The sequence below is a fragment of the Rummeliibacillus suwonensis genome (assembly GCF_007896435.1).
GTDB lineage: Bacteria > Bacillota > Bacilli > Bacillales_A > Planococcaceae > Rummeliibacillus > Rummeliibacillus suwonensis.
In genome coordinates, this window is the sequence record NZ_VCBL01000006.1 from 1 (window position 1) to 18,205 (window position 18,205).

The 18,205-nt window shown below is 32.2% G+C and carries 21 protein-coding genes, 1 pseudogene and 1 riboswitch; of the genes and pseudogenes, 9 read left to right on the forward strand and 13 right to left on the reverse strand.

Features of this window, described 5'->3' with window-relative positions:
- Nucleotides 1-744: 744 nt before the first annotated feature.
- The 3 genes and pseudogenes from FEU33_RS17680 to FEU33_RS17685 all read right to left on the reverse strand — a co-directional run bounded on the left by FEU33_RS17680 (nucleotide 745) and on the right by FEU33_RS17685 (nucleotide 3,659).
- Nucleotides 745-1,374 (reverse strand): class I SAM-dependent methyltransferase, encoded by a 630-nt coding sequence (locus FEU33_RS17680; protein ID WP_146550806.1) that lies wholly within the window; start codon nucleotides 1,372-1,374, stop codon nucleotides 745-747.
- Between the two features lie 96 nt (nucleotides 1,375-1,470).
- Nucleotides 1,471-1,790, reverse strand: a pseudogene (locus FEU33_RS19195) (IS1595 family transposase); the annotation flags it as partial.
- Nucleotides 1,791-2,324: 534 nt separating this feature from the next.
- The gene (locus FEU33_RS17685) at nucleotides 2,325-3,659 is read right to left on the reverse strand and encodes an NCS2 family permease (RefSeq protein ID WP_146550807.1); all 1,335 of its coding nucleotides are present in this window, start codon (nucleotides 3,657-3,659) and stop codon (nucleotides 2,325-2,327) included.
- A gap of 108 nt (nucleotides 3,660-3,767) precedes the next feature.
- Nucleotides 3,768-3,869: riboswitch (purine riboswitch) on the reverse strand.
- Nucleotides 3,870-4,058: 189 nt separating this feature from the next.
- Between FEU33_RS17685 and FEU33_RS17690 the strand changes: the two genes are divergently transcribed.
- Nucleotides 4,059-4,685 carry a pentapeptide repeat-containing protein gene (locus tag FEU33_RS17690; RefSeq protein WP_186731475.1) on the forward strand — a complete coding sequence of 209 codons (627 nt, stop codon included), beginning with the start codon at nucleotides 4,059-4,061 and terminating at the stop codon, nucleotides 4,683-4,685.
- A 144-nt stretch (nucleotides 4,686-4,829) separates the two neighbouring features.
- Here the strand turns inward: FEU33_RS17690 and FEU33_RS17695 are convergent, their stop codons facing one another.
- A complete protein-coding gene (locus FEU33_RS17695; RefSeq protein WP_146550809.1) occupies nucleotides 4,830-5,063 on the reverse strand; it encodes a hypothetical protein in 234 nt (77 codons plus the stop codon).
- A 209-nt stretch (nucleotides 5,064-5,272) separates the two neighbouring features.
- On the opposite strand from FEU33_RS17695, the gene FEU33_RS19450 reads away from it, so the two are divergent.
- Nucleotides 5,273-5,371, forward strand: a complete 99-nt coding sequence (locus FEU33_RS19450; protein WP_425328623.1) for a nuclear transport factor 2 family protein — start codon at nucleotides 5,273-5,275, stop codon at nucleotides 5,369-5,371.
- Between the two features lie 1,211 nt (nucleotides 5,372-6,582).
- Here the strand turns inward: FEU33_RS19450 and FEU33_RS17710 are convergent.
- The 7 genes from FEU33_RS17710 to FEU33_RS17735 all read right to left on the reverse strand — a co-directional run bounded on the left by FEU33_RS17710 (nucleotide 6,583) and on the right by FEU33_RS17735 (nucleotide 11,811).
- The gene (locus FEU33_RS17710; RefSeq protein ID WP_146550811.1) at nucleotides 6,583-7,002 is read right to left on the reverse strand and encodes a hypothetical protein; all 420 of its coding nucleotides are present in this window, start codon (nucleotides 7,000-7,002) and stop codon (nucleotides 6,583-6,585) included.
- 486 nt (nucleotides 7,003-7,488) lie between these two features.
- Entirely contained in the window at nucleotides 7,489-7,773 is a 285-nt protein-coding gene (locus FEU33_RS19200) for a tyrosine-type recombinase/integrase (protein ID WP_342355274.1), read from the reverse strand.
- A gap of 308 nt (nucleotides 7,774-8,081) precedes the next feature.
- Nucleotides 8,082-8,231 (reverse strand): hypothetical protein, encoded by a 150-nt coding sequence (locus tag FEU33_RS19205; RefSeq protein ID WP_244951072.1) that lies wholly within the window; start codon nucleotides 8,229-8,231, stop codon nucleotides 8,082-8,084.
- 29 nt (nucleotides 8,232-8,260) lie between these two features.
- Nucleotides 8,261-9,838 carry an IS66 family transposase gene (tnpC, locus tag FEU33_RS17720; protein ID WP_425328574.1) on the reverse strand — a complete coding sequence of 526 codons (1,578 nt, stop codon included), beginning with the start codon at nucleotides 9,836-9,838 and terminating at the stop codon, nucleotides 8,261-8,263.
- 62 nt (nucleotides 9,839-9,900) lie between these two features.
- Nucleotides 9,901-10,254, reverse strand: a complete 354-nt coding sequence (gene tnpB, locus FEU33_RS17725) for an IS66 family insertion sequence element accessory protein TnpB (RefSeq protein WP_146548112.1) — start codon at nucleotides 10,252-10,254, stop codon at nucleotides 9,901-9,903.
- Entirely contained in the window at nucleotides 10,251-10,430 is a 180-nt protein-coding gene (locus tag FEU33_RS17730; RefSeq protein ID WP_146548111.1) for a hypothetical protein, read from the reverse strand. Before FEU33_RS17730 ends, tnpB begins: the two co-directional genes overlap by 4 nt.
- A 553-nt stretch (nucleotides 10,431-10,983) precedes the next feature.
- Complete coding sequence (locus FEU33_RS17735; protein WP_146550812.1) at nucleotides 10,984-11,811, reverse strand: helix-turn-helix domain-containing protein; 828 nt, start codon at nucleotides 11,809-11,811, stop codon at nucleotides 10,984-10,986.
- 189 nt (nucleotides 11,812-12,000) lie between these two features.
- Here FEU33_RS17735 and FEU33_RS17740 point away from each other — a divergent pair, with 189 nt between their 5' ends.
- The 7 genes from FEU33_RS17740 (at nucleotide 12,001) to FEU33_RS17770 (ending at nucleotide 16,531) form a co-directional block, all read left to right on the forward strand.
- Nucleotides 12,001-12,561: a hypothetical protein gene (locus FEU33_RS17740; protein WP_146550813.1), complete on the forward strand. Its 561-nt coding sequence runs from the start codon at nucleotides 12,001-12,003 to the stop codon at nucleotides 12,559-12,561.
- A gap of 280 nt (nucleotides 12,562-12,841) precedes the next feature.
- Nucleotides 12,842-13,354, forward strand: a complete 513-nt coding sequence (locus FEU33_RS19020; protein WP_222433437.1) for a hypothetical protein — start codon at nucleotides 12,842-12,844, stop codon at nucleotides 13,352-13,354.
- A gap of 259 nt (nucleotides 13,355-13,613) precedes the next feature.
- Nucleotides 13,614-14,090: a hypothetical protein gene (locus tag FEU33_RS17750; RefSeq protein ID WP_146550814.1), complete on the forward strand. Its 477-nt coding sequence runs from the start codon at nucleotides 13,614-13,616 to the stop codon at nucleotides 14,088-14,090.
- Entirely contained in the window at nucleotides 14,083-15,099 is a 1,017-nt protein-coding gene (locus FEU33_RS17755) for a replication initiation factor domain-containing protein (protein WP_146550815.1), read from the forward strand. Before FEU33_RS17750 ends, FEU33_RS17755 begins: the two co-directional genes overlap by 8 nt.
- Nucleotides 15,100-15,110: 11 nt before the next feature.
- A complete protein-coding gene (locus FEU33_RS17760; RefSeq protein WP_146550816.1) occupies nucleotides 15,111-15,290 on the forward strand; it encodes a DUF3173 domain-containing protein in 180 nt (59 codons plus the stop codon).
- A gap of 59 nt (nucleotides 15,291-15,349) precedes the next feature.
- Nucleotides 15,350-15,760: an Arm DNA-binding domain-containing protein gene (locus FEU33_RS17765; RefSeq protein ID WP_146550817.1), complete on the forward strand. Its 411-nt coding sequence runs from the start codon at nucleotides 15,350-15,352 to the stop codon at nucleotides 15,758-15,760.
- A 42-nt stretch (nucleotides 15,761-15,802) separates the two neighbouring features.
- Entirely contained in the window at nucleotides 15,803-16,531 is a 729-nt protein-coding gene (locus FEU33_RS17770) for a site-specific integrase (RefSeq protein WP_146550818.1), read from the forward strand.
- Nucleotides 16,532-16,605: 74 nt separating this feature from the next.
- On the opposite strand, the gene FEU33_RS17775 is transcribed toward FEU33_RS17770, so the two are convergent.
- Together FEU33_RS17775 and FEU33_RS17780 are read right to left on the reverse strand one after the other, a co-directional pair.
- A complete protein-coding gene (locus FEU33_RS17775; protein ID WP_146550819.1) occupies nucleotides 16,606-17,640 on the reverse strand; it encodes a retron St85 family RNA-directed DNA polymerase in 1,035 nt (344 codons plus the stop codon).
- A 249-nt stretch (nucleotides 17,641-17,889) separates the two neighbouring features.
- Complete coding sequence (locus FEU33_RS17780; RefSeq protein ID WP_146550820.1) at nucleotides 17,890-18,204, reverse strand: hypothetical protein; 315 nt, start codon at nucleotides 18,202-18,204, stop codon at nucleotides 17,890-17,892.
- Between the last annotated feature and the right edge of the window lies 1 nt (nucleotide 18,205).

Genomic DNA, 18,205 nt, shown 5'->3' on the forward strand with positions numbered 1-18,205 from the left:
CTGAGCCAGGATCAAACTCTCCATAAAAGTTAAGTTTGAAAGCTCATTTGCTTTGCTAGCGTATCATCCGAAGATGATATCTATTTTGTCTTTATCACTAACGAAGGTTAGTGAACAAATTTTATTGATTAACGTCTTGCTTGTTCAGTTTTCAAGGTTCATATCTTATCGTTGTTTTAACGACTCATATATCTTATCGCAATCATCATCTAAAGTCAAGAACTTTTTTAATGGAAAACGAAGTCACATTCTGTCGTTTTATCTCTTAACGAGTCAACAGTCAACGTTGATAACTATACTCTCCTATTAATTAATTGTCAATCTTTTATTTTAAAATAGTTTTTACTTTTTCTTTTAGACTATGCTTTAAAATAGTATCAAAAATCAAGTGATTTTTAAGGGAAGCCCTGTGACTTCCCTTAATCCCTTTTTATTAATAATATATGAGCACTTGAAGATGATAGTAAATAGGTTATAAAGTTCTTCTCCATCAGTGGAGGTTTTCTTCATCCCCCACTGATGGAGAAGAACTCAGGTTAAAAGCGCCACGTCCTGTGGCAACACCTGAGGGACCAACATCCTGTTGGCCTGAACCAATCGGACTTTTACGGGCAGTTGATCTCCCATCTATCTTTTTCGTTTCTCTCTATATCTCGAGATGGGGGGTCTTGCTGCCCTTTAAAGCGGGGTAAATAAGCCTTACAATGACCAATTCACTATTTTTGATTTTTTATGCAATTGTAGTTATTGCTCTCTTTGACACTTTACCATTATGAATTTAAATGGAGGTTTATTTTCCATATTCTTATGTGGCTCAACAATTTCCGAAGATTCTATCAGTCCATATTTCCCAAATTCTTGTTTTATCGAGGCGGAATCATAAAAAAACATTTTTATTCCTTCCATTATCTCGAAATAGTCCTTGCCCAGCTGCTTACCCTTTCCAAACATTGGGGCTTCTTTGGAAATAGTAGTGAAAATCATATATCCGTTTGGCTTTAACTGATCATAGCAATCTTTAATAAACTTATCTCTTTCACGCTTATTCAATAAGTGAATAAGTGCATAACAAAATATGCCATCATAAAGCTTGTTATCAAAAGGCATATCGGTTACTGAACCATGAAAAATATTAATATTAAGCCCATTTTCCCTTGCCAATTCAATCGCTGTTTTTGAAATCTCAATACCTGTTACATCTATTCCATTGTCAATAAAAACCTTTGCGTTTCTACCATATCCAATACCAGGGATCAATATATCCTTAACTTGCTTTTCAAGAAAAAAGTCCTTTGTCAAGATTGCGGAATCTGAAGGTTCGAATCCCCACATCATTTGATTTTTCATAAAACTTGATTCCCAAAATTCTGTCATACCTCAAGCTCCTTTACAAATATTAGCTCTCTTTTTTAATCTGCTGTTTTTGTGTAGGCATAGGCTACATTACATTGAATCATAAAATTCTTACATCTTACATAATAGTTCCATGATTGAATTACCTGCCTATTAATAGTAGTTACCGCCTGTACTTATTCGTTAGCTCTCTTTTAACTAGCTTACCTCTTTCACAAGATTTTCTTGGCATTTTAGAGGGTTTTGTATCCTTAAAGCTTTCAGCAATAAACACTTCATCAGCCTCAATAATACCTTCAACAGAGCCTATGCGAAAAATACTCTTATGTAGTCTCATGTCTCCAGAAGAAACTTGTTGCTATGTTAATGCCCATTATTTCAGCACTTTTCCTAATAGAATAACCATTTATCATACACTTCGTATTTTTAGAACACTTTACTACGAAAGATGTTTTCCACGAAAGTAGTTTAAGCTTCTTCCTTTTACTTCTAAAGTTTAATGAACCAAATAGAAATTTTCCATATTACAGTATTACTGAAATCGCGTTAGTCCTTTTCATACAGCATAGCTTACATTAACACTCTACCACTCATAATGTCATATTTTTATTTAAATTTCATTCAGCCACACAATTTTTCTAGCAAGCATTTAATGAAGTAAAGCTTCCATCAGTAGGATTTTCTTCATCCCCACAGTGGAAGTAAAAAGTGCCACGTCCTATGACAACACCTGGGTGGTCAACATCTTACCCGTCCGAACCAGTCTGACACATGTGGCAGTTAGTCCCCATCTATCTCTCTTGTTTCTCTCTATATCTTGAGATGGTGGATTTTACTGCTCGTTTGTATAGTAAGGTAAATCAATACATTCTAAAGAGAATTTTTCATTCCAATTGGACAATATAAAAAAAGTCGCCAAAGTCAATTAAATAATGACTTTGACGACGATTTCATCTGTTATTTCAGAGTAGTTATCTTACCCAAATAAAGTAAGCCAAGAATACAAAGAATAGAGCATACATTAATGGATGAACTTCTTTTTTACGTCCTGCAAGTAACATGGTTACTGGATAGAAGATAAAACCAACTGCGATACCAGTTGCAATGCTATAGCCCATTGGCATCATAAACATTGTCATAAATGCTGGTACAGCAATTTCAAATTTATCCCATTCAATTAAACGTAAAGATGATGCCATCATTACCCCTACAATCACAAGTGCTGGAGTAGTTACAGCTGTGGTAACCACACTTAACAATGGTGAGAAGAATAGTGATAATAAGAATAAAATACCGATTACAACTGCGGCAAAACCAGAACGTGCACCTGCACCAACACCAGCTGTAGATTCAACATATGCAGTAGTAGTTGATGTACCAAAAATAGAACCAACTGTAGTACCTAAAGCATCTGCTAATAGAGCTTTACCAGCACGTGGTAGTTTATTATCTTTTACTAATCCTGCTTGGTTTGCGACAGCCATCAAGGTACCAGCTGTATCAAAGAAATCAACAAATAAGAATGTTAATACAACTATCAAGAATTTCACATTAAATAATGATGCTGGATCGTGGATAATTGGATCCAATGCAACACCGAAAGTTGGAGCAACACTCGGAATTGATGAAACAACCGCTTTTGGAACTTCTACTAAACCAAAAATCATACCAAGAATCGATGTAATAATCATACCGTAGAAGATACCAGCTTTTACTTTACGTGCTAATAAAATAACTGTTATAAAGGTACCTGCAATGGCTAATAAAACGTTGTGATCTGTGAAGTCGCCCAAAGTAACGAATGTACTATCACTAGCAACAACAATGCCCGCATTTTTTAAACCAACAAAAGTGATAAATAAACCAATACCTGCAGAAACAGCGTATTTTAGTTGAACAGGAATTGCATTAATAATGGTTTCGCGAATACCTGTTAAAGAAAGAATAATAAAGATTACACCAGAGAAGAATACACCCGTTAAACCTGTTTGCCATGGAATATGGTAAGTTAAAATAACTGTGTAAGCAAAGAAAGCATTTAATCCCATACCTGGTGCTAAACCAATAGGATATTTTGCGATAAAGCCCATGATAAATGAACCAACTGCTGCAGCTAAAGCAGTAGCTACAAACACTGAACCGTGATCCATACGCAATGCATCTGGTAAATCTTTTACATCTGCTAGCGTTAAAATCAATGGATTTAGCGCTAAAATATATGCCATTGCTAAGAATGTCGTTAATCCACCAATTATCTCTCGGCGATAATTTGTGCCAAGCTCTTCAAATTGGAAATACTTTTTCATGATTAATCCTCCGTGTGTCGTCTTATACGTCGCGAGAATAAAAAAGACAATCAACTATAGAAATAGGTTGACTGTCTACGATCCTTTTAAAGCTATAGAAGAAAATATTTTCTCCTTTACTAAAATCGTAGTCAAGTCATTTACGGTAACTCGGTAGAAACTTTCGGGCCATATTCCCAACATTATACGACGACGTGATTTAATTTACTTTGATAATATAGCACGCTTTTTAAACCATTTCAATACTTTTTCCGAACATTTTTAGCTATCATATATAAATAGTTCGTGATTAAGTCTAACACACTTAGAATACTGACAAGGTTAATCATGATTACTTCTTTATTCGATCTAAAATATGAGATACTCTATTTATTAAATCTAATTAGCGTGGTGACTGAAATGAACAAAATAATAGCACCCTCAAAAAACTATTTACAAACACTTCAGCATGGAAATATTATGCTAGAAGAAATCGAAGAAAATATGCATTTGATTGATTGTGATATTGATTGTCGCTTTGGCAGAAAACAACTACAAGAAGTACAATTTGAAAATTGCAGATTCTTATTGAATGATTATTCGCAAATGGAATTTTTAGATATTACCTTCAAAAAATGCGATTTATCTAATTTTAATTTCACTAAATCCATCTTTTATCGCTGCCATTTTCACTCTTGTAAATTGATCGGCTCGCAATTCATTCATAGTAAATTGAAAGATGTGTACTGGCAAGATTGCTTGATGAATTACGCTATTTTTTCTGAAAGCACGTTCAAACATGTTTGTTTTAAGGATTGCCAATTAGAGGAAGCATTTTTCCAAAATGTTCACTTGGATCAAGTAGATTTTTTGAAATGTCAATTGCAAATGGCAGATTTCACAGAAAGTAAACTGAATGGTATTGATTTTTCTACCTCTGATTTTATTGATATAAAATTGACACCAAGCTTAGCAGATGGAATGGCTATACGCTACGATCAAGCCGCTGCTATTGCCGCAATGCTTGGCGTTATTATCAAGGATTAACTCTTAACTTAAAAGCCCACTCATCTATCGATCAGTGAGCTTTTCATATTGATTTTATATAAGAAACTATTCAGTCCATATGAACAAAACATGTAAGATTACTTTCCATGAAAAGTAACTACGCTATTAATAACTACTGTTCCTCTAGGACTTTTTCTTTTTTCGGTTCGATTGCTGACTTTTCTCATGATTTGGCTGATTGTTTTTATTTTTCGCTTTTGCATCCCATTCTGCTGCAAATTCTTCGTTTAGATTATCATTAGGATTATTGTTATTGCTATTACTTTTCCCATCATCAGTGCTTTTATAAACATCAAAAGGATTGTGTGTTCTTACGTTTATCGTCTGTTTGTTGTTTTTGTTGCCTTTATTCGCCATACCATTCACCTCCTAGACTTAATGTGCTCGATATGGAGTAATTTATGAATAAAGGCTTTCTGTGGACATGTATTTTTATTCTTACTTAGCTCCTATTGGCATGATTTTTATTTTGGTCAAATGAATCTTATGAAGCAAGATCTGTAAAATGGATATCTGCCAGTGACTATCACGCAGTATGTATCTATCCATAGTTTTATAAAGGCATAATTAATGGAAAAGAAGTACCTGGAAGCGGCAAAGCAACAAATGTGTTTGAGAAAAAACAAAATACCTGGAGATTATGTCATGAGCATTTAAGTGTTTGATTTTTTTAGAGAGCTTTGTGTAAAAAATAAAGTACTGAATAGTTTCTAATCCTTGCAAAATTAAAAAAACCGTGAAACCCTTGTTTATCAAAGGATTCACGGTTTTTGTTTTTTCATATAAATGATTACAATTTTATCACTTTTCATAATGAAACGGTGGATTTATAAAGGATTTCTCCACTCGTGGAGATACATTAATATCCAATTTTCTTTTCCATCTTGTTGGGAAAAATATTCGCATGATGTTGCAAAAATCTTTTGCCACTTGTGGTGAATTCCTATATATTTACACAAAAAAAGCAATGGAATTCAGATTTCAATTCACATCGCTTTTTATGAGTTGTTGGATCATTTCTTAAAAAACTTTTCTTAAACAGATTCATTTTGATACTCCTTAATTTGGAAACATCTTGTGTCATAGCAAAAATACCAATTAATTCAAAAGCAAATGCAATCCCATAAATAAACCCATAGATAAAATCAGGTAGGTTTGTTGAGAAATGTTTTAACATCATCATTGCTACAATAATGAAAAGACCAATACTTACAATAAACATAAGATTTATTTGAACTTTTCACAAAATCACCTCCTAATAGGTTAACATATTAATAATATATCGGTTAAAAAAAGTAGTTATAACAATAACTAGCACAAAATAATAAATATATGGTCTTTGTTTCCAAAAATAGCGCGAAATTTTAGATGGACTTAATTGGAATATTTTAAAAATTTTAGATAATTTTATATAAATAACTAATAAGAAATTGATAAAACTCTTTTACGTTTTTATCTAAAATACCAGATTAAAAATTATGAGTAAAAAAAAATAAATTCTAAATCTATTAAAATACAATCAAAATGGCGTTACTGATGTACAGTTATCTAAAACTTCTTTAAGATATGGCGCATATTGGGGGCAATTATACAAAGAAGGATATGATATTAAAACAATTCCACTGGAAAAAGGGGTATTCTTATATGTACTTATAAAAGAACCTGCAACATATAAATGCTGAAGAAAAATGGTTTAGTAAAGTTGAAAAAAATGTAGATAAAAACAATATCACAATCAAATATAAAGCTAATACTTATAAAACAGCCTAATTTTAGGCTGTTTTTTCGTATACCATGTCTATTATAATATTGAAAAGACTCAAAATAATTTTTTGAACCTCTCGTTTTTTCGTTCTTTTGAATACTGCACAAGCAACTATTTTTTATAAAAACTGGTATACTTGTATTTAGTCTTTTTAGTTATTAATTTCTTTTTTGATTTATCTTTATAAACATAAATTGTTGTTCTTTCACCAGCAAGTGGTTTAAAAGTTTTCTTAGTTTTAACATATTTTCTATATGTCACTATTTTACTGTACGTTGTTGAAGCATTAGCTTGATAAACTAAATTAGCTATTTGCAATGGCGCTTTCGCTTTTTCAAAATAATTAGGTAATATACTTATAAAATAAATATTTAAAGCTGCAACAGTTAAATTTCTCACTTTTTTGTTATAGAAAAGTGTAGAATGGTATTTCCAACCAGTGTATTTATACTTTGTTTTTGCTTCAACTATTTTTGGTTCATCATTTGAAAGAAATGGACTTACAGATGAAAATACAATTACAGATAACATCAAAGAAACTATTACTTTTTTAGTAACTTCATGAAATCACCTCCTTATTTCCTAAAATAATACAATTATATTAGGAAATAAAGGGTTTTTAGTAGAAATAAGTAAATATTAGTATAAATATAAATAAATGTAATTATTTAGGATCATTATCTCTTTTGATAGAAAAAGCATTTAAAAATAGAAATAATAGGAAAAAAATCAGTGCCACTATTATATTTATTTTAAAATCAGAATACACATCATATAATATTAGCAACCCTAAAAATAATGATGAACTTGCTAAATTTCGATTAGAAAAAATTATCTTTAACATCTTATTACCTGCCTTCTTCTTTTTAAAATAAAAACGTTTAACTTTATTTACAATTAAAGTATACCATTTTTATATTTAAACTCTCAATTTAACTATACAAAAAATAGATATTAAGGAATAATATACTATGCTAATTTTTATAATTTATTAGCCTAATCTTGCCATTATTTCTTTTAATTTAGCTTCATAATCCATTGTTGATGCTGTATTATCTTTTTTGAACCAATCAGGAATCTTAAATATTCAGATGTAATTTGTGTATCATAATGTCCCACCAAACGACTTAAACTATATACATCTATACCATTCCTTAATTGCTTTTGTGCAAAATAATGGCGGCAATCATGCGGAGAACATCTTATTTCTTTTCTAACCCCCACATTGCGTCCATGTTCACGTAAAATTTTATTAAGTCGTGAACGGTGTAATTGTTCTCCTATTTGGTCTAAAAAAATAATCTTCTAGTTCATCAGGATTTTTATGTTTGAAGTGTTCAATTTTCTTTTCTTCAAATTTTTTCATATATCTTCGCATTATTTTGCTAATGTAAACTAATCGTTGTTTTGAACCTTTCCCATGAATTTTTATAGATTTCCCGGTAATATCTTGATTTTTTATATTAATTAGTTAATACGTTTCTTCTTTAATGTCATTGATTATTCGAGTGACTTCAGCATCATTAAAAGTCATGTTTATCTTCTTTTCTTTTTCAAACTCTTAATTCTTCTCATTGGATTTTCATTTTCTTTTATAAATTCTTCATCAATTAAATAGTTAAAAATACTTTCAATGTTGCTAAATGATTATTAATAGTAATATTTTGTTCTCTACCTAATTCTTGTCGATATTGAATATACTGTAAGCCCGAAATATAAAAAATAAGCGCACCTTCATGGTACGCACGACGAATAGCCAACTAGCTGAGTATTTTTTTCAGATAGTTGGCTATTTTGCACAGGTCGCTTGAATATTCTTCGACCAAGGCATATATAGTTGTAAAATTTCTGGTTGCTGATGAATCCGTAAATTGGGGAGATCCGTCAAAAGCTTCACAAGGTATTGATAAAAATCAATGCCATTTGCTTTGGCTGTTTCCGCTAAGCTTAAGCAGATGGCGTTCGCCTTGGCACCTGCCTCACTCACAGAGAATAACCAGTTCTTGCGCCCGATGACATTTGGACGAATCGCATTTTCGGCTGGATTATTGTCGATTTCAATGCGACCATCGAATAGAAACGCTTTTAATCCTTGGACACGATTTAAAGTGTATTCTGCCGCTTTGGCTAAGGCATTTTTCCCGAAGAAAGGGGATTCGTCTACCCATTTGAAAAACTTTTCAACGATGGGCTTCGAGTGTTTTTGTCTGGCTTTTCGACGTTCACTCGGTGAAAACTGCTTGAACTTGCGTTCTAATTGGAATAAGCGATCACAATAATCCACTCCGATTTGACCATTTTGACTATCGGCTTTTAACCAATAACGTCGCAAATGAGCCCAACAGTTGGCGAATTGGACATCTGGTAAATGACGATAGGCCGAATAACCATCACAAATGATCGTTCCTTTAAAGCCTGCTGTAAAATCAGCTAAGGCAGCACGACTTCGAGAGAGCGCACTTTGAAACAGAACGAGGATGGGCCCCTGACTCGGGATACTTTTAAATACCCAATTGTAGGCATTCGTTTGACCGGATTTTCCATCCGAACGATGGATGATTTGCGAATAGGTTTCATCTACGTGTAAAACGGATTTCGCTAGGAGAATCTGCTTCATCTGTTCATATACAGGAAAAAGCCAATCTTCTGCAACACGAATGACCCAATTCGATAAGTTCTTATCATTAGTGAGTAGCCCATATCGTTCCCATTCTTTCACCTGACGGTAAAGAGGTAAGTACTGGATAAATTTATCATAAATCAGTTTGGCTAAAACAGTAGGTCCTGCAATACTTCGCTGAATGACGGCTTGCGGAGCTTGCCCCCGTTTGATTTGTGCTTTTTGGGTGGCATTCTTTTTACAATGTAAACATTCATAGGCATGTTCAAAATGCTGCACACGCTTCATTTTAGCCGGGATGAATTTCGCTTCCTCACGGATCATTTGACTACCGATTTCACGCATGTCCGATTGACATCTGTCGCATTGTATATGATCAGGGTGATGATGCACTTCTTCCATCTCCACCGTATCCAAAAAGGAATCGTTGCGCTTTTTATTTTTAGCTTTGCGAACAACGGTATACGTCATCACCGTTGTGCTTTGTTCTTCTGTGTGCTCAGATTCGTTAAAAGATGAGTCATCATCAAAGAGAGAAATCTGTCCATCTGGCGATTGGTATTTTGATTTCTCCGATTTGGAGCCATAGAGAGCTTTTGTCAGGTAGTGAATTTGTTCCGTCAATCCTTCAATTTGTTGGAGCGATTGATCTAGCTTTCTTGTCAGTTCCATATTCTGCTGATGGGTATGAGCTAATTGCTGTTCCAGTAATTGAATGACTTTTTCGTTGGTAGAAGTGTGGTCCAAACCGTTCACCCCATTTCCGTTCTTTATTCGATAGAAAGATTATACCATTGGAAGGAACACGTTTAAAAGACACTTTTTTTCGCGGTTGAAATGGCTTTAGGCTGTTGAATAGACAAACCTTCTAACAACCATCGAAGTTCCTGCTGGGTGAGCTTTCGAACCTCCTTCTCATTTCTGGGCCATTGCAGCTTTCCTTGATCCAGCCGTTTATAAAGCATGGCGAAGCCATCGCCATCAAAATATAAACATTTATAGCGATCCTTACTCCACCCTGAAAATAAGAAAATGGCGTCACTATAGGGATCCAGCTCAAAGGTATCTTGGATAAGTGTTGCTAAGCCATCAATGCCTTTTCGCATATCGGTTTTGCCACAAATGATGTAAATGTTTTTCACGTGTGTGAAGTCCTGCTTCATCGCTTGTTCAACTCCCTCATGATCGTTTGAATGATGTGCTCCTCTACACCAGGAAAGAGCGCAATTTCTGCACCATGAATGGTAATCATACAACTTGGTTGTGAGGAAGGAGTTTGTTCAGGTTCAGGAATGGGATTGAGTGTCACAGGAACGATCGTCTGTTGGTTGGTGGACATAGAAAGCACCTCCTTTTGATTTGATAGATTCATCATACCGGGAAGCGCTGGAGATTTATATGCGTTGTTTGATTACGGGCTTACAATATACTTTTGATATGTAGTGGTTTTACTTCTTCAGCTTCAACAATTTTAAATTTATCCTTCATAAATTTTGCAAATATTTTTAATCGCAATGAACAAGCTTCAATATATGCTTTTTTTCTTGATTGGATTTGTTGATTAAATCATCCATTAATTCAATAATTTTTGTCATAAAAAATACTCCCTTCTATCTGCATTAGGCAAATAAAAGAGAGTGTTTTTTTGAATCTCAATTGTTGTACTATTTTAAGTTATTCTTCTTAATAACCCTAACAAGCATTGTTATATCAACATTTTAAGCCTTCTAATTTAATTAGGAATTTCTTCCTATTCCCACTCAATAAATATATTATGAAATGTTATATCAAAAAGCTTTAAAAACAAGGGCTAGTATCATTTCATTAAATGTATTTCTTAAAGAATAGATTTAGATTGGTATCATAAATGGTATCAAGCTAATTGATCTTAATTATAACTTTTTAAGTTTCTTACCTAAATCTACAAAAGCTTTTATAAGCTTTTTATTGCTGAGTTCATTTGTATTTAAACCTAGGTCAGAAAATATTTTTCTAATACCTTCTTCATTCTCTGTATACTTAATAAAGTATTTATAACCATTTTCTTCTGTAGGATTTCCTACTACATGATTGTGTTTATACTGTATTACCCACGCTTCAAATTTTTCTTTTGCTATTTGTAGAATTAAATCAGTATCTTCAAAATCTATTTTTTCATTCTTCTGTCTTAATTTAACTTCCAAAGTAACAGATTCTTTAAACTTCATCATTTGAAGTTCTTTTGAGCCTTCACTATACATTCCAGTAAACAAATACTTTGGAATTTGAATTGTATAAGGATCTATTGTATCCTCAATATGCTTTTTAAATTTAAATTTATATAATTTCATGAAGTATTCATCTATATATTTAACTGAAGGTAATCTTTCATCATCATATCCTCCATCTTTAAATGTTTCTTCCAAACTGTCTAAAGCATCAGGAAATCTTTCTAAAAAAGCATCTTCTTGTTTTGATTTAAGGTAGCTTTCTATATATTTTTTTAAACCACCCCAATAAATCCAATCTGCTGTGGTACTACCTATTGCAGCTATTTTTTCTATTGTAGAGTTTGAAGGTATACCAAGCCCTCTAATCCATGAATCAACTGTACCTTTTGAGATAGAATTTCCATTTTCATCTTTAAGGAGTTGTCCAAATTCAGTTAAGCTTATTGGAGGATTATGATGTTCTTTAATAAACCTTATTCTTTTACCAACTTCTTTTTTATCTGGTTTCAACTTTGTTCACATCCTTAAATTAAAAATTTTTCTTAAAATTGAATTAACATCTTGCAAAATAGACTAAAATAGTTTAATTTGATTATATCGTCGTATTTTCGTCGTATAAAATTGAAAGGAGATATATAATTATAAAACCAGTGTCGGCAAACACTGGCTGTTCAAAAAAATTCTACAAGGGGAACTTTTATGAAAAAAACTCAATTAAAGCATACGGTATATCTCAAAACAAAACAACTAGATTTAGTTGCATACCTAATAAAATTATTCTTAGGTTCCTTACCACTTCTTTGTATGTATCTAATCCAAAAAGTTCTTTTAATATTTAGGGAAGTTGGAGTATTTATTGATTTACCTAACGAGTTATACATTATCAGTTACGGACTTTTAGTCTTAAATTCACTCTATATATTATATATAAGTCCAATTTCATTTTCAAAGCACCAGCGAATTAAGAACTTGTTGCGTAAAATTATTGAAGTTAATAACTTCTACTATGAAAATAAAGAACTAAACAAAATTATACTCTCTATGAAGATCCAATTTTGTTGGAAAGATGATTATCTTTATGTAGAGGTTTACCCAAACGGGGGTAAATTCACTAAACAGATGAATGAATTAACATCTATTTTCGAAACAGCTTTAAACATGACTGTATTATCAGTGCAAGATGATTTTGCAGATCATACGACTTATATTTTAACAACTACAAACTTAAATCCAATAGATGCGAATGATGCATGGAGTTAATAATGAACGAATTCATAAAACTAGACAAGGATAAACATTTCGAGTTTTCAAATAAGCAAATAGGTGCGATAATTCAAGCCCCTACTAGACAAGGTAAAACTAGACTTTTAACTTATTTAATACTTTCCGCAGCTAAATAGGTTCAGACATTTATTTAATCGATGGCAAAAGAGCCGATTTATTTGCATTAAGATTCGCATTTTAAGAAGAACAACGTGCAACTCATGTTGCATCAACACCTAACCAGGCATGTAGATTATTACGTGAATTAAATGATCGTATGAATATTAGATATAATAATTACTTTTCTTCCGAATCAGCAATTGTTGGATCAAATTTTTCAACCTATAAACTACGCTCTATTTTTCTATTTTTTGATGAACTAATAGCAACTATGGGAGAGGACAAGAAACTAGCTAAAGAGATTGAATCCTTTCTTTTACAAATAATGTTGAAAGGTCGGCAATCTGGGATATTCGCTATTTTATCTTCTCAACGATTCTCTGCTGAAGTTTTATCAACTACTATTCGTGAGAATGCCGGAATGAGAGTCGCACTAGGAAGAATGTCTAAAGATAGTTACAGAATGGTTTTCGGTGATTCCTACGATGAATTACCTTCTGCTGAAAAAGGAATTGGCAAAGGTTACATATTCTTAGATGGATTAGGTTGGAGTACACCTCGTGCATTTCAAGCGCCTATTTTAAAAACAGAGGAAATTGATGTTAGAAGTTTATTAAAAAAATTCCTGTACGATAAGTCACAGGAATTTACGGACGAAACTTGTAAGTAAGAAACACCCTATTCAAGTGCTCTACTGATAATAATTAAAATTCTTGCGTAAGCAAAGAATAGGCGGAGCCGGTTTAATTGTTATCTGTTGAGTGCAACCACGAAGCAAAGCGGAGTGGAAGGTTTTAAACTTGGGCACCCCGTTGGTAACACGGGAAATAAACTCAATCGGTTTACTTCAAACCTTTGATACAACTAGCGTTAACAGCATTTTAAAATCCCGAGTTTCCAGGAAATCAGCTATTAAAGGAGCATTAAAATTGGCAAAATTAAAATTAGCTTCAACAAATAAAATTTCACTTACAGATGGGACTAAACATGACTTAGTAAATATGAAATTCGATTTAAGTCAGTTTAAATTACCCCAAAATTATGTTATTTTGGCTAGTCAAGTTACTACAAAAGCAGAGAAAAAAACTACCCCACTTGGCGAGAAAATAGAAACAGGTAAACTAACTGTTATATTTAAAGCTTATGATCGCACATTAGTTGAACTCGCTATCGCTAATCAATTAAATGAATTTGGAGCTGCAATTAGTATAGAAGTAGCGAATTTGGATTCTCTACCTATCTTCGATAAATTTGAAGCAGACGAATTCATTCCAATTACTTTCGAAAATCTTTCCGTGTTACCGAAAAAGGCAATAATCAAGTCTAAAATTAACGGTTCTTTTCAAGATAACTGGCAAATTGCTGAATTAAAAATTTCTGCTACTAACTTTAAAATCAATGGATAATAACTGCTTAATTGATTGGCTAAGATTTTCAATACCCGATTCTGATTTTACATTCGTTGCAGAACACATTTTAGGAATACCTATTACTGAGTTTGATATGGATGGGAAAAGAAGCCCTTTCCCCTCTTATGATATACGTCACTGCTTTGCAAATATAGAAATACATCTGAGTGACAAGCACTCAAATGTATTAGTGAATTTATCTGGTAAAGCTTGTAGACAATACGAAGAATATATGTCACAAATCACAGGCTGGCATTGGCACTCATTTATTAAAACCATTATTTCTTTCAATGGTAATTCATCGAGAATCGACTTAGCTTTAGATATTTTCGATAAAACTACACCCCATGTTAGTAAAATTCAAGATTATGTAAAACGCGGTCAATTATCATCACAATCTCAAACTTTTAAAGAAATAAATAGCGGCAGAATTTTAGATGGTATTCTAACCGGATTCACTATATATATAGGTAGTCATCCTCAAGTTCTTAGAATATACGATAAAAAACAAGAAGTAAGAGATAATACTGACGAAATTTTAGATATTAAAAAATGGGTTCGATGGGAATTAGAACTTGGAGACTCTAAAGCTAAAGAAGTTTTTAAACTTATTTCTGAAGGAAAACCTTTAAATATTATTATTAAAGGAATTCTAGCCAGTCATTATTCTTTTAAAACACAACCAAAAGGAAAAAGAGATTTTCATAATAAATCTCGTTGGAAAAATATGAAGTGGTGGGATAATTTCATTCATGACATTCCAAAAATTTCTTTACGATCAGCAAAGGCCAAAATCACATTAAAAGAAAAAAAGAATTGGATTGAAAAATCTACAACAAAATCTAGAGCAATGATTTATGAAGTTCATAAACAAGCATTCGGTATAGAATATGCAGATGCCTATTTACGTAAAGAACTTAATTTGGGACATTCTAAACTGACCGATTTAGACAGAACTATAATTACACAACGAGTAAACGAACTGTTAGGAAAAGATGAAATTTAGGAGGTATTTTTTTGAATGTAGTTAGTAAAGACGAATTAATAGAAATTGGTTATACAAAATGTACCGCACAAAGCATTATTCGTGAAGCTAAAGCTTTGATGGTGCAGCGTGGTTATAATTTTTACAACAATAAACGATTAGGACGTGTACCTAAAGAAGTTGTTGAACAGATCACTGGAATTATATTTTAGATGTTACAAGGGGACTTCAAGTAAGTCCCTTTTCTATACAGATAGATGGGAATGATTAGATGGCAAAACTAACTGGTATCTATAAAGATAAGAAAACTGGAAAATGGTATTACTCAGTTTCGCTAGGTTTTGATACAATCACTGGGAAACGTATTAGAAAGGTTCGCAGAGGGTTTAATTCACAAAAAGAAGCATATGAAGCAAAAACAACTGAATTAAAAATAGCACAAGATATGGGACAAATTACGAATAGCGGTCTAGATTATGATTCTTATATGGAGAAACTTTTTCTCCCCGACTATAAATCAGGTGTACAAATCACAACTTATGAAGCCCGTTTACCAGTATTCAAGAAATTGATAAATCAGTTTGGTAAGAAAAAGATAGATAATATTTCAAATATTGATATTCAAATTTGGAAAAATAGTTTAACTGAGAAATTTTCACAGAATTACGCTCGAATGGTTTAAGGGCTATTTTCACAAACATTAGAAAAAGCTGTCAACCTAGGTATGATTAAAACAAATCGAGCAAAACAAGTTGGTGCAATTCCAAAAGAAAAAGTGAAAGTTGAATTTTGGACAAAAGAAGAATTCCAAAAAGTTCTATCAACTTTTAATCTTGATGATTATTATGAGCATTACTCCTTTATAATAATTTGGTTGTATTTTATGACAGGTCTACGAGTAAATGAAGCAACTGCATTACGTTGGAAACAAGATATTGATTTAGAAAATCGAACTTTGACAGTTTGTAATTCGCTGCGTTTGAAAAATAGTGATAATTGGACACTTGGACCCACAAAAACAAAAGCAGGTATGCGTACAATTGCATTAGATACTGATACAATAGAAATTTTAAAAGTTTGGAAAGATAGACAAGAAGGGTTTGGAAAGATTGATTTTGTTTTCTCTTATGATGGCAGACCAACATGGAAATCGACTATATCAAGGATAATCAGAAGACATGCTAAACTAGCTGCTGTAAAGCCTATTCAAGCAAAAGGATTACGCCATTCACACGCTTCATTCTTAATTAATGCTAACCCTCTTATTATTAAAGATCGCCTAGGGCATGAGGATATTAAAACAACTTTAAGTTCCTATTCGCACTTATATCCTAATGTTAATTTCGAAATTGCTAATAGTATGACTGGTTCAATTAATTACACAACTTCGCATGAAAAGAAAGCTAAGTTTCAAGGTAATCAGTCCTTCAAATACAAGAAAGATGAAATCTAAGAAATACTATTTAGTTAACTAAGAAAAACAGCAGTCCCCATTTTGGGGAACTGCTGTTTTTCTAATATTAATATTTATTTTAACTTTTGTAGTAAATCCTTAAGATAATGATAATCTTCTTTAGTTTCTTGATTATTTGGATTAATGTTAATAATAAAGTTAGCCATCCCTAATAAGTGATACAAATATTTCAGGGTATCTCCCCCCTCAATATTATTAACATGTGAATCAAGCCCATATTTTTTAATATAGTACATTTGTTGTCTAAAATCTCGTCTATAACTTCTGGATGCTTGCATCTTTTCGTTAACTACTATTCCAGTTACTTCTTGTCTCTGGTTTCTTTTACGAACTCTTGTTTTGGAATCGTTAATTGTAAAACCTTCTGACTTAAATACTTCTTTTACAAATTCAATTACATGGCCTTCATTAAAATCGCCAGAAAAGGTTAAATCATCAGCATATCTAGTATACCTAAGATTATTTTTCTTAGAAAAACCTGCTATTCTCTGATCTAAATTTTTCGTAATCAAATTTGACAGCATAGGACTAGTTGGTGCCCCTTGTGGTAGTCCATTATTTAGTGTACAAATATTAGCTAACATGACTGAAACCTGCTTACTATACCCTAAATTCCTAAAGAAAATAAATACTTTCTTGAAATCTATTGATCCAAAATAATCTTTTATATCAACAGTAAGTAACTTTTTTTGTTTTCTATGAAACCTTGCATTATCTTTGATTGATAAACCAGGTCTAAAAGCTTTTGAATATTCACTTGGCTTTAATTTAGATAATATTTCACTTAAAATCCATCTTTGAATATTTTTAAGATTAGGTAGAGGTTCTGAAATAGTTCTATAATCTCTTTTATTTTTCTTTAAAATATCGAATTTCCTATAGAATGAATCTTGTGAATTTGAAACCTTTATTAAGTATATCTCTTCATAACCAACTAGTAAGGAAAGATGTAATTGATCATATATAACTGGAAGTCCTTTATTAAAGAGTTTTTCAGCATAATTCAAACAGTTATCTATATAATCGGGGTCCTTTCCTTCAAAACTAGCATAGTGGTAAAACTTTGACTTATATTCTTCCCATTCCATAAAATCACCATTTGTATCCGTCCAATTACCAATTCAATCTATATATCTTCCTCATACTGAACATTAAAGGTGAACTTCCTTTAATGTTCAGTATGACCACGGAGGCGTTAGCCGGAGTGTTGTTAATAACTTTGGAATTGACCTCCGGGAAATGGAGAAGTTATTAACAAAAGGCTAGAAAATACTGTTCTTCTTCGCTTGGCGACTCGCCAAACGTGTGATATAAGTATCACACAAAGTCTAATTGGACTATTTTAAGCTATTAATATCACTAGGTAAATATATATCATAAATACTTTTTTGTTCTTCCAAAATATACTCTTTTTGAGGGCTTATTATTGCCTCTGAATTTTTTCTATTAAGTTTTTTATTATATGCTGCTAATATATCTTCTCCACTATCAGTTAGAATCATTCCTTGGCTTGAAAATTCTAAGAACCCATTTTCAACAATAGTGTTAATCATAAAAGCAACTTGAGAGTATTGATAACCTTGTTTAGTTAGATTTTCTATATTCCCATTCTTTTTAATCAACTGTAAAAGTAATATGATTTCATGATCCAAA